This is a genomic window from Microbacterium sp. B24 (assembly GCF_000333415.1).
Classification (GTDB): Bacteria; Actinomycetota; Actinomycetes; order Actinomycetales; family Microbacteriaceae; genus Microbacterium.
The window spans coordinates 1-13,767 of sequence record NZ_BADB01000417.1 but is presented as its reverse complement, the minus strand read 5'-3'; the positions used below and the strand labels follow the sequence as shown (position 1 = coordinate 13,767).

At 69.0% G+C, this 13,767-nt stretch carries 14 protein-coding genes; 10 read left to right on the top strand and 4 right to left on the bottom strand.

The window, feature by feature from the left end:
- Positions 1–1,103, top strand: a 1,103-nt coding sequence (locus I5I_RS12415; RefSeq protein WP_036320114.1) for a SulP family inorganic anion transporter, incomplete at its 5' end; no start/stop codon positions are given.
- Between the two features lie 74 nt (positions 1,104–1,177).
- Positions 1,178–3,724 (top strand): aminopeptidase N, encoded by a 2,547-nt coding sequence (gene pepN, locus I5I_RS12410; protein ID WP_036320110.1) that lies wholly within the window; start codon positions 1,178–1,180, stop codon positions 3,722–3,724.
- A 4-nt stretch (positions 3,725–3,728) separates the two neighbouring features.
- On the opposite strand, the gene I5I_RS12405 is transcribed toward pepN, so the two are convergent.
- Positions 3,729–4,103, bottom strand: coding sequence for an SdpI family protein (locus tag I5I_RS12405; RefSeq protein WP_167487143.1), 375 nt, complete (start codon positions 4,101–4,103; stop codon positions 3,729–3,731).
- Positions 4,104–4,241: 138 nt separating this feature from the next.
- Between I5I_RS12405 and I5I_RS12400 the strand changes: the two genes are divergently transcribed.
- Genes I5I_RS12400 through I5I_RS12370 form a run of 7 tightly spaced genes read left to right on the top strand, consistent with a single transcriptional unit; the run spans position 4,242 to position 11,268 of the window.
- Positions 4,242–5,153 (top strand): ABC transporter ATP-binding protein, encoded by a 912-nt coding sequence (locus I5I_RS12400; RefSeq protein WP_036320105.1) that lies wholly within the window; start codon positions 4,242–4,244, stop codon positions 5,151–5,153.
- On the top strand, positions 5,150–5,965 hold the full coding sequence (locus tag I5I_RS12395) for an ABC transporter permease (RefSeq protein ID WP_036320104.1): 816 nt from the start codon (positions 5,150–5,152) through the stop codon (positions 5,963–5,965). The genes I5I_RS12400 and I5I_RS12395 overlap by 4 nt, the downstream gene beginning before the upstream one ends.
- Positions 5,966–5,975: 10 nt before the next feature.
- Positions 5,976–7,220 carry a sensor histidine kinase gene (locus tag I5I_RS12390; RefSeq protein ID WP_051039614.1) on the top strand — a complete coding sequence of 415 codons (1,245 nt, stop codon included), beginning with the start codon at positions 5,976–5,978 and terminating at the stop codon, positions 7,218–7,220.
- Entirely contained in the window at positions 7,217–7,939 is a 723-nt protein-coding gene (locus tag I5I_RS12385; protein WP_036320102.1) for a response regulator, read from the top strand. Before I5I_RS12390 ends, I5I_RS12385 begins: the two co-directional genes overlap by 4 nt.
- A gap of 10 nt (positions 7,940–7,949) precedes the next feature.
- Positions 7,950–9,110: a mechanosensitive ion channel family protein gene (locus tag I5I_RS12380; RefSeq protein ID WP_036320098.1), complete on the top strand. Its 1,161-nt coding sequence runs from the start codon at positions 7,950–7,952 to the stop codon at positions 9,108–9,110.
- Positions 9,107–9,565, top strand: coding sequence for a globin (locus tag I5I_RS12375; protein ID WP_036320094.1), 459 nt, complete (start codon positions 9,107–9,109; stop codon positions 9,563–9,565). Before I5I_RS12380 ends, I5I_RS12375 begins: the two co-directional genes overlap by 4 nt.
- Positions 9,566–9,606: 41 nt before the next feature.
- Positions 9,607–11,268: an FAD-binding dehydrogenase gene (locus I5I_RS12370; RefSeq protein ID WP_036320091.1), complete on the top strand. Its 1,662-nt coding sequence runs from the start codon at positions 9,607–9,609 to the stop codon at positions 11,266–11,268.
- Positions 11,269–11,301: 33 nt separating this feature from the next.
- Here the strand turns inward: I5I_RS12370 and I5I_RS12365 are convergent, their stop codons facing one another.
- Positions 11,302–11,970, bottom strand: coding sequence for a hypothetical protein (locus tag I5I_RS12365; protein ID WP_036320088.1), 669 nt, complete (start codon positions 11,968–11,970; stop codon positions 11,302–11,304).
- Between the two features lie 56 nt (positions 11,971–12,026).
- On the opposite strand from I5I_RS12365, the gene I5I_RS12360 reads away from it, so the two are divergent.
- Positions 12,027–12,893, top strand: coding sequence for an acyl-CoA thioesterase (locus tag I5I_RS12360; protein ID WP_036320085.1), 867 nt, complete (start codon positions 12,027–12,029; stop codon positions 12,891–12,893).
- 20 nt (positions 12,894–12,913) lie between these two features.
- On the opposite strand, the gene I5I_RS12355 is transcribed toward I5I_RS12360, so the two are convergent.
- Together I5I_RS12355 and I5I_RS12350 are read right to left on the bottom strand one after the other, a co-directional pair.
- Positions 12,914–13,387, bottom strand: a complete 474-nt coding sequence (locus I5I_RS12355; protein WP_036320082.1) for an acyl-CoA thioesterase — start codon at positions 13,385–13,387, stop codon at positions 12,914–12,916.
- Positions 13,380–13,767 (bottom strand): ATP-binding cassette domain-containing protein (locus tag I5I_RS12350; RefSeq protein WP_036320079.1); only part of this gene is annotated, 388 nt, incomplete at its 5' end. The genes I5I_RS12350 and I5I_RS12355, both read right to left, overlap by 8 nt.

The following is a 13,767-nucleotide window of genomic DNA, read 5'->3' as shown; positions in this document are numbered from 1 at the left end:
CGCTGGGAGCCGTCGGCATGGTCGTTGTCTGCATGTGGAGCGCCCCTCGGTTGCACCGCGGCGTTCCCGGTTCTCTGGTCGGCATCGTCGTCGTCGCCGCCGCGGCGCTCGTCGTCGGCGCTCCGCTGGCGCGGATCGGCGCCCTCCCCGGCACGCTGCCCGCTCCCGCTGTGCCGGCGATCGATCTTTCGAGCCTCACGGCTCTGGCCGCTCCCGCGGCGACGGTTGCGGCCCTGGCCGCGATCGAATCGCTCCTGTCCGCCCGCGTCGCGGCGAGCCTCGGGGACACGGGCACGTACGACCCCGACCGCGAGCTCGTCGGGCAGGGGCTCGCATCGATCGGTTCATCGCTGTTCGGTGGAATGCCCGCGACCGGAGCGATCGCGCGCACTGCCGTGAACGTCCGCTCCGGCGCCCGCAGCCGCCTCGCCGCGGTGACGCATGCCGTCGTCCTGCTCCTGGTCGTGCTCGCGGCCGCCGGCCCCGTCGGGCAGATCCCTCTCGCCGCCCTGGCGGGCGTGCTGATGGTCACCGCGGTCCGGATGGTGCACGTGGACACCGTACGGGCCATTCTGCGCTCCACGCGCGCGGATGCCGTGGCGTTCGTCGCCACGGCCGTCATCACCGTCTCGTTCGATCTGATCGTCGCGGTCGTCATCGGAGTCGCCTTCGCCGGATTCTTCGCGCTGCGCGGCATGTCGCAAGCGTCACAGGTGCGGCGAGAAGACGTGCGTGGACACACGCAGCCCGGTGACGAGCGCATCGCGATCCTGCGCTTCGACGGACCGCTGTCGTTCACCTCGGCCGACCGGGTGTCGGCCGAGGTCGACGCGATTCGAGACGTCTCGGTCGTCATCATGCGGATGAGTCAGCTCGAACTGGTCGATGCGACCGGGGCGCACATGCTCGGCGAGCTCACGCAGGCGCTGGAGCGTCGCGGCATCACGGTGCTGATCAAGGGGGTGCAGCCCCGACACGAAGAGCTGTTCCGTTCGGTGGGCGTGCTGGCGGCTCTCCGTCACCACAACCACCTGTTCGCCGATCTGCCCTCCGCTATCGCACACGCCCGCACCCACGTGCAGCGCGAAACGGCGACCGCGTAGGCTGGTCGGGTTGCCGTCGGCGCCAGCAGTGCCGGATGGTTCAGACCACACCCCTCACCCACGGGAGTACCGCAGTGCCTGGAGAGAACCTCACCCGCATCGAGGCGCAGGAGCGCCGCGCCATCGTCGAGACGCAGTCGTACGACATCGCGCTCGACCTCACTCGTGGCCCGGAGGTGTTCGGCTCACGCACGGTCGTGCGCTTCGGCGCCACCGAGGGGGCCTCGACCTTCATCGACCTCATCGCCCGCGATGTGCGTGAGATCACCCTGAACGGTGACGCCGTGGAGGTGTCCGCCTTCGCCGACTCCCGCATCGCGCTGGAGGGTCTGCGTGCGCAGAACGAGCTCATCGTCGACGCCGACTGCCTGTACACCAACACGGGCGAAGGCCTGCACCGCTTCGTCGACCCGGTCGACGGCGAGGTCTATCTCTACTCTCAGTTCGAGGTTCCCGACTCCCGCCGCGTCTTCGCCGTGTTCGAGCAGCCCGATCTGAAGGCGACGTTCCGCTTCACCGTCACGGCCCCCGCCGCCTGGAAGGTCATCTCCAACTCCCCCACGCCCGAGCCGGTGCCCGGCGACGGTGGCGCCGCGATCTGGGCGTTCGAGCCCACCCCGCGGATCTCTTCCTACATCACGGCGATCGTCGCCGGCCCGTACGAGGCGACCTTCAGCGAGCTGACCAGCGCCTCGGGCGCCGTTGTTCCGCTCGGTGTCTACGGCCGCAAGAGCCTCTGGCAGCACCTCGACGCCGAGTACATCTTCGACAAGACCCGCCAGGGATTCGCGTACTACGAGGAGAAGTTCGGCGTCCCCTACCCGTTCGCCAAGTACGACCAGCTCTTCGTCCCCGAGTTCAACGCGGGGGCGATGGAGAACGCCGGTGCAGTGACGTTCACCGAAACCTACGTCTTCCGCAGCAAGGTGACCGACGCCGTCAAGGAGCGCCGCGTCGTCACGATCCTGCACGAACTCGCCCACATGTGGTTCGGCGACCTCGTGACCATGAAGTGGTGGAACGACCTCTGGCTCAACGAGTCGTTCGCCGAGTGGGCGTCGACTATCGCCACGGCCGAGGCGACCGAGTGGACCGAGGCATGGACGACTTTCAACGCGATGGAGAAGACCTGGGCCTACCGCCAGGATCAACTTCCCTCCACGCATCCGGTCGTCGCCACGATCAACGACCTCGAAGACGTCCAGGTCAACTTCGACGGCATCACCTACGCCAAGGGTGGATCCGTGCTCAAGCAGCTGGCGGCGTGGGTGGGCATCGACGCCTTCTTCGCGGGTGTCGGTCAGTACTTCCAGAAACACGCGTTCGGCAACACCGAGCTGTCCGACCTGCTGGTCGAGCTCGAGGCGACGAGCGGCCGCGACCTGTCCGGCTGGTCGCAGAAGTGGCTCGAGACCGCGGGCGTCAACACGCTGGCGCCGGAGCTTCGCGTAAGCGATGACGGCGTCATCTCGCGGTTCGCCATCGTGCAGACCGCGCCGGCCGACTACCCCACGATCCGTCCGCACCGCCTCGGCGTCGGCTTCTATGCGCTCGAGGGCGGAGCGCTCGTGCGCACGCGCCACATCGAACTGGATGTCGACGGCGACCTCACCGAGGTGCCCGAGCTCGTCGGTGAACGTCAGCCCGACCTCATCCTGTTGAACGACGACGACCTCGCCTACGCGAAGATCCGTCTCGATGCGAGATCGCTCACCACCGCGATCGACCACCTCGCCGGCATCAGCGACCCGCTGGCGCGCTCGCTCGTGTGGGGTGCGGCCTGGGACCAGACGCGGGATGCCGAAGCGTCGGCATCCGACTACATCGACCTGGTGCTGCGCAACATCGGCGCCGAGACCGAGTCGACGACGGTACGCACGACTCTTGCACAACTGCAGCTCGCCGCGAACGCCTACGTCGCGCCCGACAAGCGCGAGGCCGCGCGGGTACGCGTCGCCGACGGCCTGTGGGAACTGGCTCAGGATGCCGAGGCGGGCAGCGACAGCCAGCTGCAGTTCGTCACCGCCTTCGCCTCGGCGGCGGCGACTCCCGCCCAGTGGGAGACGGTGCGCATCCTGCGCGACGGCGAGCTGACGCTGCCGGGACTCGAGATCGACGCCGACCTCTCGTGGGCGTTGCTGGTGTCGCTGGCAGCAGGCGGCGTCGTCTCCGCCGAGCAGATCGATGCGGCGCTGGCTGCGGACAACACGGCCAAGGGTGGAGAGTTCGCAGCGCAGGCGAAGGCGGCCCTGCCCACGGTCGACGCCAAGCGCGCGGCGTGGGCGTCGCTCGTCGATAGCGCCGATCTGCCGAACACCGTCGTGCGCTCGGCCGCTCTCGGATTCGTGCACCCGGCCGGCGTCGCGGCGCTGGAGTCTTTCGTCCAGCCGTACTTCGACATGCTGCTGCCGGTCTGGGAGTCGCGGACCTACCAGATCGCGAACTACCTGATTACGGGGCTGTATCCCGCGCCACTGGCTTCTCTCGCACTGCGCGACGCGACCCGCCAGTGGCTCGCCGCCCACGCCGACGCGCCGGCGGCCCTTCGCCGACTCGTCAACGAGAATCTCGCCGGTGTCGAGCGCGCCCTCGCCGTGCAGGAGCGCGACGCCGACCGCTGAGGCGTCACCGCGGGCGTCGGGCCGCGCGCGTATATTCGCGCGAGGCCCGACGCGCGGGAAAGAACCCCACGATGATCCACACGAGAGCCCAGACGACTGCCGTCCCGAGTGCGGCGGCCGCCGCGTCGGGGCCCACCGTCGGGGCGAGAACGATCGAGAGCACCGCGCCGAAGGCCGTCCCTGCGGCGGCGACGTAGACCGACGCGGATGTCGCGCGGTTGACGACCCGCCAGGCCTCTGCATCGTGGAGCGTCAGGCGACTGCGATAGCCGAGCAACGCGTTGCGCGGAAGACTGCCCGTGTGAGCACTGCGTGCCCACCACGCGAGCAGCGCGGCGAAGCCCGCAAGGGCGAGAGCGCCCACACCTGTCTCGATCATCCTGTGTCCCCTGTCGTCAAGTTCCATCCTGACGACGACGGGATCGCGGGTGATCGTCCGCGAGGACGACATCTGATGTCGCTGATCTCATCCTCCCGCAGGATGTGGTGCCGACCTCCGTCGCCGTAGCGTCGAAGCATGATTGTTGCGGAGAACCTCACCAAGAGATACGGAAGCACCACCGCTGTCGACGACGTCTCGTTCGCGGTGCGACCCGGGCAGGTGACCGGCTTCCTCGGCCCCAACGGCGCGGGAAAGTCGACGACGATGCGAATGATCGTCGGGCTGGACGCCCCCTCGTCCGGCAGCGTCAGCGTGGGCGGACACCGCTACGCGCGGAGCCGCTCGCCGCTCACCGAAGTCGGCGTGCTCCTCGACGCGAAAGCCGTGCACACCGGACGTTCGGCGCGAGGACACCTGCGTGCGATGGCCGCGACCCACGGCATCCCGAATTCCCGCGTCGACGAGGTGATCGCCCTGACGGGTCTCGAGGCGGTCGCCGGCAAGCGAGCGGGAAAGTTCTCGCTGGGCATGGGACAGCGGCTCGGCATCGCGGCGGCACTTCTCGGCGACCCGCAGACGCTGATTCTCGACGAGCCGGTCAACGGCCTCGACCCCGAAGGCGTGCGATGGGTGCGACAGCTCGTCCGTCACCTCGCCGGTGAGGGCCGTACCGTGCTGCTGTCGAGCCACCTGATGAGCGAGATGTCGCAGACCGCCGACCACGTGATCGTCCTGGGCCGTGGCCGCGTGCTCGCCGACGCGCCGCTTCCCGAGCTGGTGCGGGCATGGACACGCAACGAGGTGCTCGTTCGCACCCCTCGAGCGGCCGACCTCGTCGGCGTGCTCGCGTCGCCGGACGTCACGGTCACCGACGCCGGGGACGGATCCCTGCTGGTCGCGGGTGTCAGCGCTCGCGCCATCGGCGACCTCGCCGCGGATCGCGGCATCCCCCTGCACGAGCTCACCCCACGGACCGGGTCGCTCGAAGAGGCATACATGGCGCTCACCGAGGGCTCCGTGCAGTACAAGACGAAGGAGATCGCATGACCACCGCGACCGCCCCGACGGCATCGTCCGCTGCGCAGACACGTGCCGCGGCCTCGCCCTACCACCTCACGTTCGCCCGCGTCGTTCGCAGCGAGTGGCTCAAACTGCTGTCGCTGCGCTCGACCTGGTGGTCTCTCGCGATCACCGTCGCGCTCTCGGTGGGCATCTCGTTGCTGATGGCCTCGGCCCTGCGTGACTTCGACGCGGGGTTCGCGCCGGTGATGGTCATCGTCATGCCGATGCAGTTCACGATGCTCGTCGCCGGCATCCTGGGAGCGATCGCCATCACCGGGGAGTACTCCACGGGGATGATCCGCTCGACTCTGACGGCAGAGCCGCGTCGTGGCGCCGTGCTGGTCGCGAAGGCCCTCGTCGTGGCGGTCGTCCTGGCCCTGACGACCGCGGTGACCTACGCGATCGCCGTGCTGACGACGGCACCGATCCTCAAGACGGCGATCGACTGGTCGGATCCCACGCTGTCCTGGTTCCCGCTGCTGGCGGGTGTGTTCGCCATGGCGATGTTCGCCCTGATCGGCCTCGGCTTCGGCTTCATCGTGCGCAACGGCGCCGGTGCGATCGCGGCCACGGTGGGGGTGCTGTTCGTGCTGCCCATCGTCCTCAGCATGTTCTCCTTCGCCGGCGAAGGCTGGAAGTGGATCGTGGATGCCAGCGCGTACCTGCCCATGTCGGGTGCGCAGTCCGCCACCACCGCCGGCGGCGAGGACGTGATGCGCGGCCTGGTGACCCTCGCCGCGTGGCCCGCTGCGCTGCTGCTGGGAGCGTGGGCGAGCCTGCGCAGTCGGGACACCTGAGCTGGAAGAGATGACCGCTCTGAGCCGCAGCTCGCTCGACCCCGCGTCCGGCGAGCTGCGGCTTCCGCGTCCGCCGGGCGTGATCCGCCGCTTCTGGGCACGACATCCACGCGTGACGGACATCATCGTCGTCCTCGTCACCGCGCTGGTGACGTTCCCCGCTCCCGGACGGGACGATCTCGCCGGCGACGATCGACTGTGGACGGGCGTGCGTCCCGTCGTCGTCGTGGTGCTCACGCTGGCGTGCGTCGCGATGCTCTGGCGCCGCCGCCGCCCACTGGTGCCGTTCTCGCTTGCGGCGCTGGGAGCCCTGCTCGCCGTGTCGTCCGGTTCGGGGGTGGGGTCGGGCACGACGGCCGTCGCCGTGTACGCCGTCGCGGTGTATGCGGGCTCGTCGGCCGCTTGGATCGCCTCGGGCATCGCGATCGGTGCGGCGACGATGGCTGCGGGCACCGCCGTCCTGCTCGGGGTGTTGCCGTGGTCGACGGCGGTCAACGGGTGCGCCGCTCTTGCGGTGGGCCTCCTGCTCGGGTGCCTCGTGGGCGTGAACATCGGCAACCGCGCACGTTACGTCGCGGCGCTGATGGAGACTTCCCGTCAGTTGTGGGCCGAACGCGCGCAGCACGCGGAGCACGCCGCCGCAGCCGAGCGTGCGCGCATCGCCCGCGAGATGCACGATGTCGTGGCGCACTCGCTCACGGTGATGGTCGCGTTGGCCGAGGGCGCCACGGCCACGGAGGATGCGGCGCGCGCCCGTGCGGCGACGGGCCAGATCGCGACGACCGGCCGCGGCGCGCTCGATCAGATGCGGGCCATGCTGGGTGTGCTGCGCGGCGGCGACGCCGATGGAGCACCGCTGGCACCGCTGGACGGCGACACCGTGCGCGACGCCGTCGCAGCCGCACGAAGCGCGGGCATCCCCGTCGTGCTGCGGACGACCGGTGGCGAGATCGCGGATCTCTCCGTGCGTCTGGCTGTCGCGCGGGTGGTGCAGGAGGGGTTGACCAACGTCATCCGACACGCGCCAACGGCGCAGGAGGTGACCGTCACCATCTCGACGACGACGAGCGAGGTGGTCGCTGAGGTCGTCAACGACGGCGTCGAAGGGCGCGCGTCCCGCGGAGGCTACGGCATTCGCGGTCTGCAGGAACGAGCCGCACAGGTGGGCGGCGTCGCGGAGGTGGGCCGGCGTCCGGACGGGCGGTGGCATGTGCGGCTTACCGTGCCCGCGTCGGCGGAGCGGATGCTGTCATGACCGACCCGATTCGTGTCGTCATCGCCGACGACCAGCAGCTCATCCGGCTGGGTTTCGGCCTGGTACTGGACGCCGAGGCGGACATCGCCGTGGTGGGCGAGGCGGTCGACGGCGCCGATGCCGTCGCCATGTGCACAGCGCTCCGACCGGACGTCGTGCTGATGGATGTTCGCATGCCGCGACTCGACGGTGTGGCGGCGACGGCGCGCGTGATCGCCGCGGTGCCGCAGGCGCGGGTGCTGGTGCTCACCACGTTCGATCTCGACGAGTATGCCTTCGGCGCCCTGGATGCCGGGGCCAGCGGCTTTCTGCTGAAGGACGTCGAGCGCAGCGCGCTGGTCGCGGCCATCCGCGCCGTCGCCGCAGGCGATGCCGTACTGGCGCCGCGGGTCACCCGTGAAGTGCTGCGTCGGCAGGGACTCGGGGCGCCGGCGGCGCCCGCGGCGGATGGTGCCGAGCGGTCGGCGATCGAGGCGCGGGTGGGCGGGCTCACGCCGCGGGAGAAGGAGGTCTTCCTCGCGGTGGCGCGGGGTCTGACGAACGCAGAGATCGCGAGAGAGCTCTTTCTCAGTGAGACGACCGTGAAGACTCACGTCGGCCGCGTGCTCGCCAAGCTCGGCGCGCGAGATCGCATCCAGGCTGTCATTCTGGCCCATCGGGGCGGGTGGACCGACGACTCCCCCGTGGCTTCCCAGAGCGGGCAAAGCCAGCCTCGTTAGGATCGACACGATGAGGTACTTCTCTGATTCCGGCGGTGGAGCGACGGCCCCCGTGATCGACCCGGGGATATGGACGGCGATCCTGACCTGGCTCGGCGAGGCCGGGGTGAACCTCCTCACGATCACCGGCATCATCGCCGGCGCATTCGTCGTCTCGTGGGTACTGCGCCTGGTCATCCGGAGGATCGTCAACCGCATCGTCTCGGGAGCCAAGAGCAAGGCGAACGTCGACGACACGCAGGCGTTGGAGCGCTCGCCCCTCGCGGCCATGCGGCTCGTGCAGCGCACGCGCACGCTCGGTTCGATCCTGCAGAACATCGTCAACGTCGCGATCGTCACCATCGCGATTCTGCTGATCTTCAACGTCCTCGCGCCCAGTGCGCTCGGCTCCTTCGCGCTACTGTCGGCAGCCATCGGTGCCGGTCTCGGTTTCGGCGCGCAGAACATCGTCAAGGACGTGCTCAACGGCATCTTCATCGTCGCCGAGGACCAGGTCGGCATCGGCGACGTGGTCGATCTCGGGCTGGCCACCGGCATCGTCGAGTACGTCAGCGTCCGCATCACGCACGTTCGCGATGTCAACGGAACCCTCTGGTACGTGCGCAACGGCGAGATCACCCGCATCGGCAACATGTCCCAGGGATGGTCTCGCGTGATCATCGACCTCGCTCTGCCGGTCGACGTCGACATCGAGCAGGTCGAGAAGACGATGCTCGCCACGGCGAAGAACCTCGCGAAGGATCCGAAGTGGCGCACCCGCGTGATCGAGCAGCCCGAGGTCTGGGGCCTGGAGTCGATCACCGGCGATGCCCTCGTCATCCGCCTCGTGATGAAGACCCGCGCGAACGCGAAGGATGATGTCGCCCGCGAGCTGAGAATGCGCCTGAAGCGCGCGATGGACGAGTTGGGCGTCACGCTCCCCTCCATGAACACCGTCATGCTGGCCGGCCTCGAGGGCGCCCAGCGCGTGCGCGGTGCCAATCCGCCGCGTACCCGACCGACACCCGTCGCGACCGCCGACGGAAAAGGCATCTGGAAGCCCAAGCGCGGCGGCCGAGCGACTCAGGCGCCCGCGGTCGACGGCGAGGTGGAGGTCGCGACGCCCCCATCCGGCGCGACGCCGCCACCGAAGACACCCGCGCCGAAGAGGACCGATGAGGGGGACGCGTGAGCGACGACGCAGAGACGTTCTATGCACAGGTCGGCGGGCACGAGACCTTCGTGCGCCTGGTGGACGCGTTCTACCGCGGTGTGGCGGCCGACGACGTGCTCAAGCCGATGTACCCCGAGGAAGACCTCGGCCCGGCCGCCGAGCGGCTGACCCTCTTTCTCGAGCAGTATTGGGGCGGACCGACGACCTACAGCGAGCGACGCGGACATCCTCGTCTGCGTATGCGGCATGTGCCGTTCCACGTGAATCCGGATGCTCGTGATCGGTGGTTGCTCCACATGCGCCGCGCCGTCGACGAGCTGGAGTTGTCGCCGCTGCACGAGGCCACGCTCTGGGACTATCTCCAGCGCGCCGCGCATGCCATGGTGAACACATTCGAGCCCACCGGAATCGGCCCGGAACGGCCAGCGACGGCATCCTCGCTGGCGGTCCGTTCCTCGGACCAGACCAACTGACGCCCGTCCCGGGCACCGAGATCACGACGAAGGAGTCGACCTTGGCGAAGACGCAGCTTCACGAGACGGACATCCTCGTGATCGGATGGGGGCTCGCCGGGCTCGTTGCCGCCACGGAGGCCGCAGCGGCCGGGCGTCGAGTGATCATCGTCGATCAGGAACCACGATGCAACCTCGGCGGCCAGGCGTTCTGGTCGTTCGGCGGCTTGTTCTTCGTCGATTCGCCGGAGCAGCGACGACTCGGTATCTCCGACTCGCTGGAACTCGCGCGTCAGGACTGGTTCTCGACGGCGCAGTTCGACCGCGACGAAGATCATTGGCCCCGCCGATGGGCCGATGCCTACCTCGACTTCGCACATGGAGAGAAGCGGGCGTGGCTGCGCGGGAAAGGAGTCGGGTTCTTCCCCGTCGTCGGCTGGGCCGAGCGCGGCGGCTACAACGCGACGGGTCCGGGAAACTCGGTGCCTCGGTTCCACATCACGTGGGGAACGGGCCCAGGGCTGGTCGCCCCGTTTCAGGCCGAGGTGGAGGCCGCAGAGGCCTCCGGTCGCATCACCGTACTCCCCCGTCACCGCGTCACCGCGCTGCTGACCGACGCGGACGCTGTCACGGGCGCGCACGGCGAGGTGCTCGTCCCCTCGGCGGCCGCGCGAGGAGAGCAGACGTCACGAGAGGTCGCCGGCTCCTTCGAGATCCGCGCGAGCGCGACGATCGTGTGCTCGGGGGGCATCGGCGGCAACCACGAGCTCGTCCGCGCGCAGTGGCCGGCGCGATTGGGCACGCCCCCGACCCAGATGATCACGGGCGTTCCCGCGTACGTCGACGGGTCCATGCAGCCGGTCGCTCGGGCGGCGGGAGCGCACCTCATCAACGGGGATCGCATGTGGCACTACGTCGAAGGCATCCAGAACTGGAACCCGATCTGGCCGAACCACGGCATCCGGATCCTCCCCGGCCCGTCGTCCGTGTGGCTCGATGCGATTGGTGCACGACTGCCGGTGCCCCTGTACCCGGGCTTCGACACTCTCGGGACACTCGCGCACCTGCGACGCACCGGCCATGACCATTCCTGGTTCGTGCTGTCGCAGAAGATCATCGAGAAGGAGTTCACGCTCTCCGGAAGCGAGCAGAATCCCGATCTCACCGGCAAGGACGTACGACTGCTGTTGCGATCGCGCCTGGGCAAGGGGGCCGCGGGGCCCGTCCAGGCCTTCATGGATCAGGGCGCGGACTTCGTCGTCCGGCGTTCGTTGGACGAGTTGATCGACGGTATGCAGGCGCTCCCGGGAGGCGAGCTGCTGGATCCCCAGCTCGTGCGCCGTGAGATCGAGGCGCGCGACCGCGAGATCACCAACGACTTCACGAAGGATGCGCAGATCGCGATGCTCAGGTCGGCGCGCGCGTTCCGCGGGGACCGTCTCATCCGCACGGCGGCGCCGCATGCGATTCTCGACCCGGCGAACGGGCCGCTCATCGCGGTCAAGCTGCACATCCTCACGCGGAAGTCCCTCGGAGGTATCGAGACCGACCTGTCCGCGCGGGCATTGGACGAACGAGGCACAGTGATCCCCGGCCTGTTCGCCGCGGGTGAGGCGGCCGGCTTCGGAGGTGGCGGTGTGCACGGCTACCGAGCTCTGGAGGGCACCTTCGTCGGCGGATGCCTCTTCTCCGGGCGCATTGCCGGACGGGCCGCGGCCGGCTGATCCGTCGCCGCCGAACGCGGGCCCCGGCCCGTCTCAGAGGGCGCCCGTGGCTCGGACCTCCGTCAGCCCCGTGTGCACTCGCGTCCTCGTCAGCACGTGACCTCGCTGCAGGGTGATCCGCGTCCACGGGCCGCTGCGGCGCACGGCAGCCGTCTCGGCGCCGGCGACGAAGCCCAGAGCGAAGGCGGCGAACGCGACTCCCCGGGGAAGATCCGCGAGCTCGGCGTCGGGCTCTCCCCATACCTGGGCGCGCACGAGACGCACCACATCTTCGCCGGCGGACGCAGGCACCGCTTCGGCCACGGCTGCGATCCCCCACTGGGCGCGCGATGCGAGAGTGGCGGCATCGATGCCGCTCGCCTGCGTCCAGCCGCCCCGGGGCGGCGACACACCGGCCCACGGTGCCGAGACGGCGGAGTCGGGCAGAAGGACCGAGCGCTCATCGTCGCCGATCGTGAGCGACGCGGCATCCACGACGAGGTCGCACTCGAGTTCGGGGTCCACGCGCACGAACCGCATCCCGAGAACGGTGGGGGTCGACTCCAGGAGCGTCTGGGGCGCAAGCGGCGCCGATGTCACCCCGAGCGTCCCCTGCACAGCGCGCAAGCGCACGGCTCCATCGCCGAGTCGCGCGGCACGGTCGGCGAAGGTGAGGACGTCGGACGCCGCCGACGGATCGGGGAACAACAGCTGTGCGGACATCCGACCTAAACTATCAAGCTGTATGCACCACGGACGGAGAGCGTGTGGGAACGGGAATGCAGGGCGAAAGCGATCCGGTCGCCGAAATGCTGGAGGTCCTGGATATCTCCTCCGGCGATGCGCGGACCACTGAAGACATCTTCACCGGGATCTCCCATCCGATGCCGTCGGGCCGCATCTTCGGCGGCCAGGTGCTGGCTCAAGCCATCATCGCGGCGGACAGGACGACCGGCGACGACCGCGTTCCGCATTCCATGCACGGCTACTTCCTGCGCCCCGGCGACGCAATGCGGGGCGTGACGCTGTCCGTCGACCGCATCCACGACGGCCGTTCCTTCTCCACACGCCGTACGCAGGTATACCAGGACGGGGTGCCGATCTTCTCGATGATCGCCTCGTTCGAACAGGAGGATGACGGCCTCGACCATCAGAGCCGTATGCCCGAGGACGTCCTCAGCCCCGAGGAGGCCCTGGCGCGGTGGGAGACAACGCGGCGACATCCGCTGTCGCAGCGCCTCCTGGATCGCAATCCGATCGAAGTCGTGCATGCCGAGGGTGCGATCTACGATGCGGTGGAGGGTGCCCACGTTGCCGCCCAGAACGTCTGGATGCGAGCGAAGCGGCCCCTCGGAGACGATGCCGCCCTGCACCGCGCCGTGCTGGCGTACATGAGCGATTTGACCATCCAGGAGCCGGTGCTGCGTGGACACGGCATCCCGTGGTCGCAGCCCGGACTCAAAGTCGCCAGCCTCGACCACGCGATGTGGTGGCACCGGCCCGTGCGCGTCGACGAGTGGCTCTTGTACGTGCAGAACTCGCCCAGCGCCCGCGCAGGGCGAGGACTCTCATCGGGGCGGATCTTCACCCGCGCGGGCGAGCTCGTCGCATCTGTCGGGCAGGAGATCATGGTCCGCGTCCCCTGACGCGGGCCGTCGTCGCCCGCTCAGCGGCGCCGGAACGAGACGGGTTCGCCGAGGTAGGGGCCCCACGCGTCACGCATCGTGTCGGTGAGTCGCACCGGCCGGAAGGTGTGAGCATCGACCAGCACGACGGAAGAGGATGCCTTCGCGTAGAGCGTGCGGTGGTCGTCGCTTCGTGGACTGTAAACCTCGTAGCAGACCTCGATGCTCGATCCTCCGAGTTTTCCGAACCACATCTGCACGTCGAGCGGCTCGCGCCGGTACGGCACCGGCGCGAGGTACTCGATCTCCTGATGTGCGATGAGCGTCAGCACGCCGGCATCGGTGCCCGCGTCGATCACCGCGGTGTCGGGCGCTTCGTCGCCGAAGACCGGCGTCCAGAACACCCGCACGCGCGCTTCTTCGAGCAGCTTCAACATCGTCGCGTTGTTGACGTGGTTGAACGCGTCCAGGTCTCCCCATCGCAAATGGATGGGCACGTGCAGTCGTTCAGTCACGGGTGAGCTTGCGGTGGGTCGATCGGTGCGGGTTGGCGGCGTCGGGCCCGAGGCGCTCGATCTTGTTGGCCTCGTACGCCTCGAAGTTGCCCTCGAACCAGTACCACTTGTCGGGGTGCTCGTCGGTGCCCTCGTAGGCGAGGATGTGGGTCGCGATGCGGTCGAGGAACCACCGGTCGTGGGTGATCACCACCGCACATCCGGGGAACTCCAAGAGGGCGTTCTCCAGCGAGCTCAGCGTCTCGACATCGAGGTCGTTGGTGGGCTCGTCGAGCAGCAGCAGGTTTCCGCCCTCCTTCAGGGTGAGCGCCAGGTTCAGGCGATTGCGCTCACCGCCGGAGAGCACTCCCGCTTTCTTCTGCTGGTCGGGGCCCTGAAGC

Coding starts and splice junctions, on each gene's coding strand:
- I5I_RS12385 (WP_036320102.1), top strand. CDS start 7,217: ATGACCGACCCGATTCGTGTCGTCATCGCCGACGACCAGCAGCTCATC.
- I5I_RS12405 (WP_167487143.1), bottom strand. CDS start 4,103: ATGATCGAGACAGGTGTGGGCGCTCTCGCCCTTGCGGGCTTCGCCGCG.
- I5I_RS12395 (WP_036320104.1), top strand. CDS start 5,150: ATGACCACCGCGACCGCCCCGACGGCATCGTCCGCTGCGCAGACACGT.
- I5I_RS12380 (WP_036320098.1), top strand. CDS start 7,950: ATGAGGTACTTCTCTGATTCCGGCGGTGGAGCGACGGCCCCCGTGATC.
- I5I_RS12365 (WP_036320088.1), bottom strand. CDS start 11,970: ATGTCCGCACAGCTGTTGTTCCCCGATCCGTCGGCGGCGTCCGACGTC.
- I5I_RS12360 (WP_036320085.1), top strand. CDS start 12,027: ATGCAGGGCGAAAGCGATCCGGTCGCCGAAATGCTGGAGGTCCTGGAT.
- I5I_RS12400 (WP_036320105.1), top strand. CDS start 4,242: ATGATTGTTGCGGAGAACCTCACCAAGAGATACGGAAGCACCACCGCT.
- I5I_RS12390 (WP_051039614.1), top strand. CDS start 5,976: ATGACCGCTCTGAGCCGCAGCTCGCTCGACCCCGCGTCCGGCGAGCTG.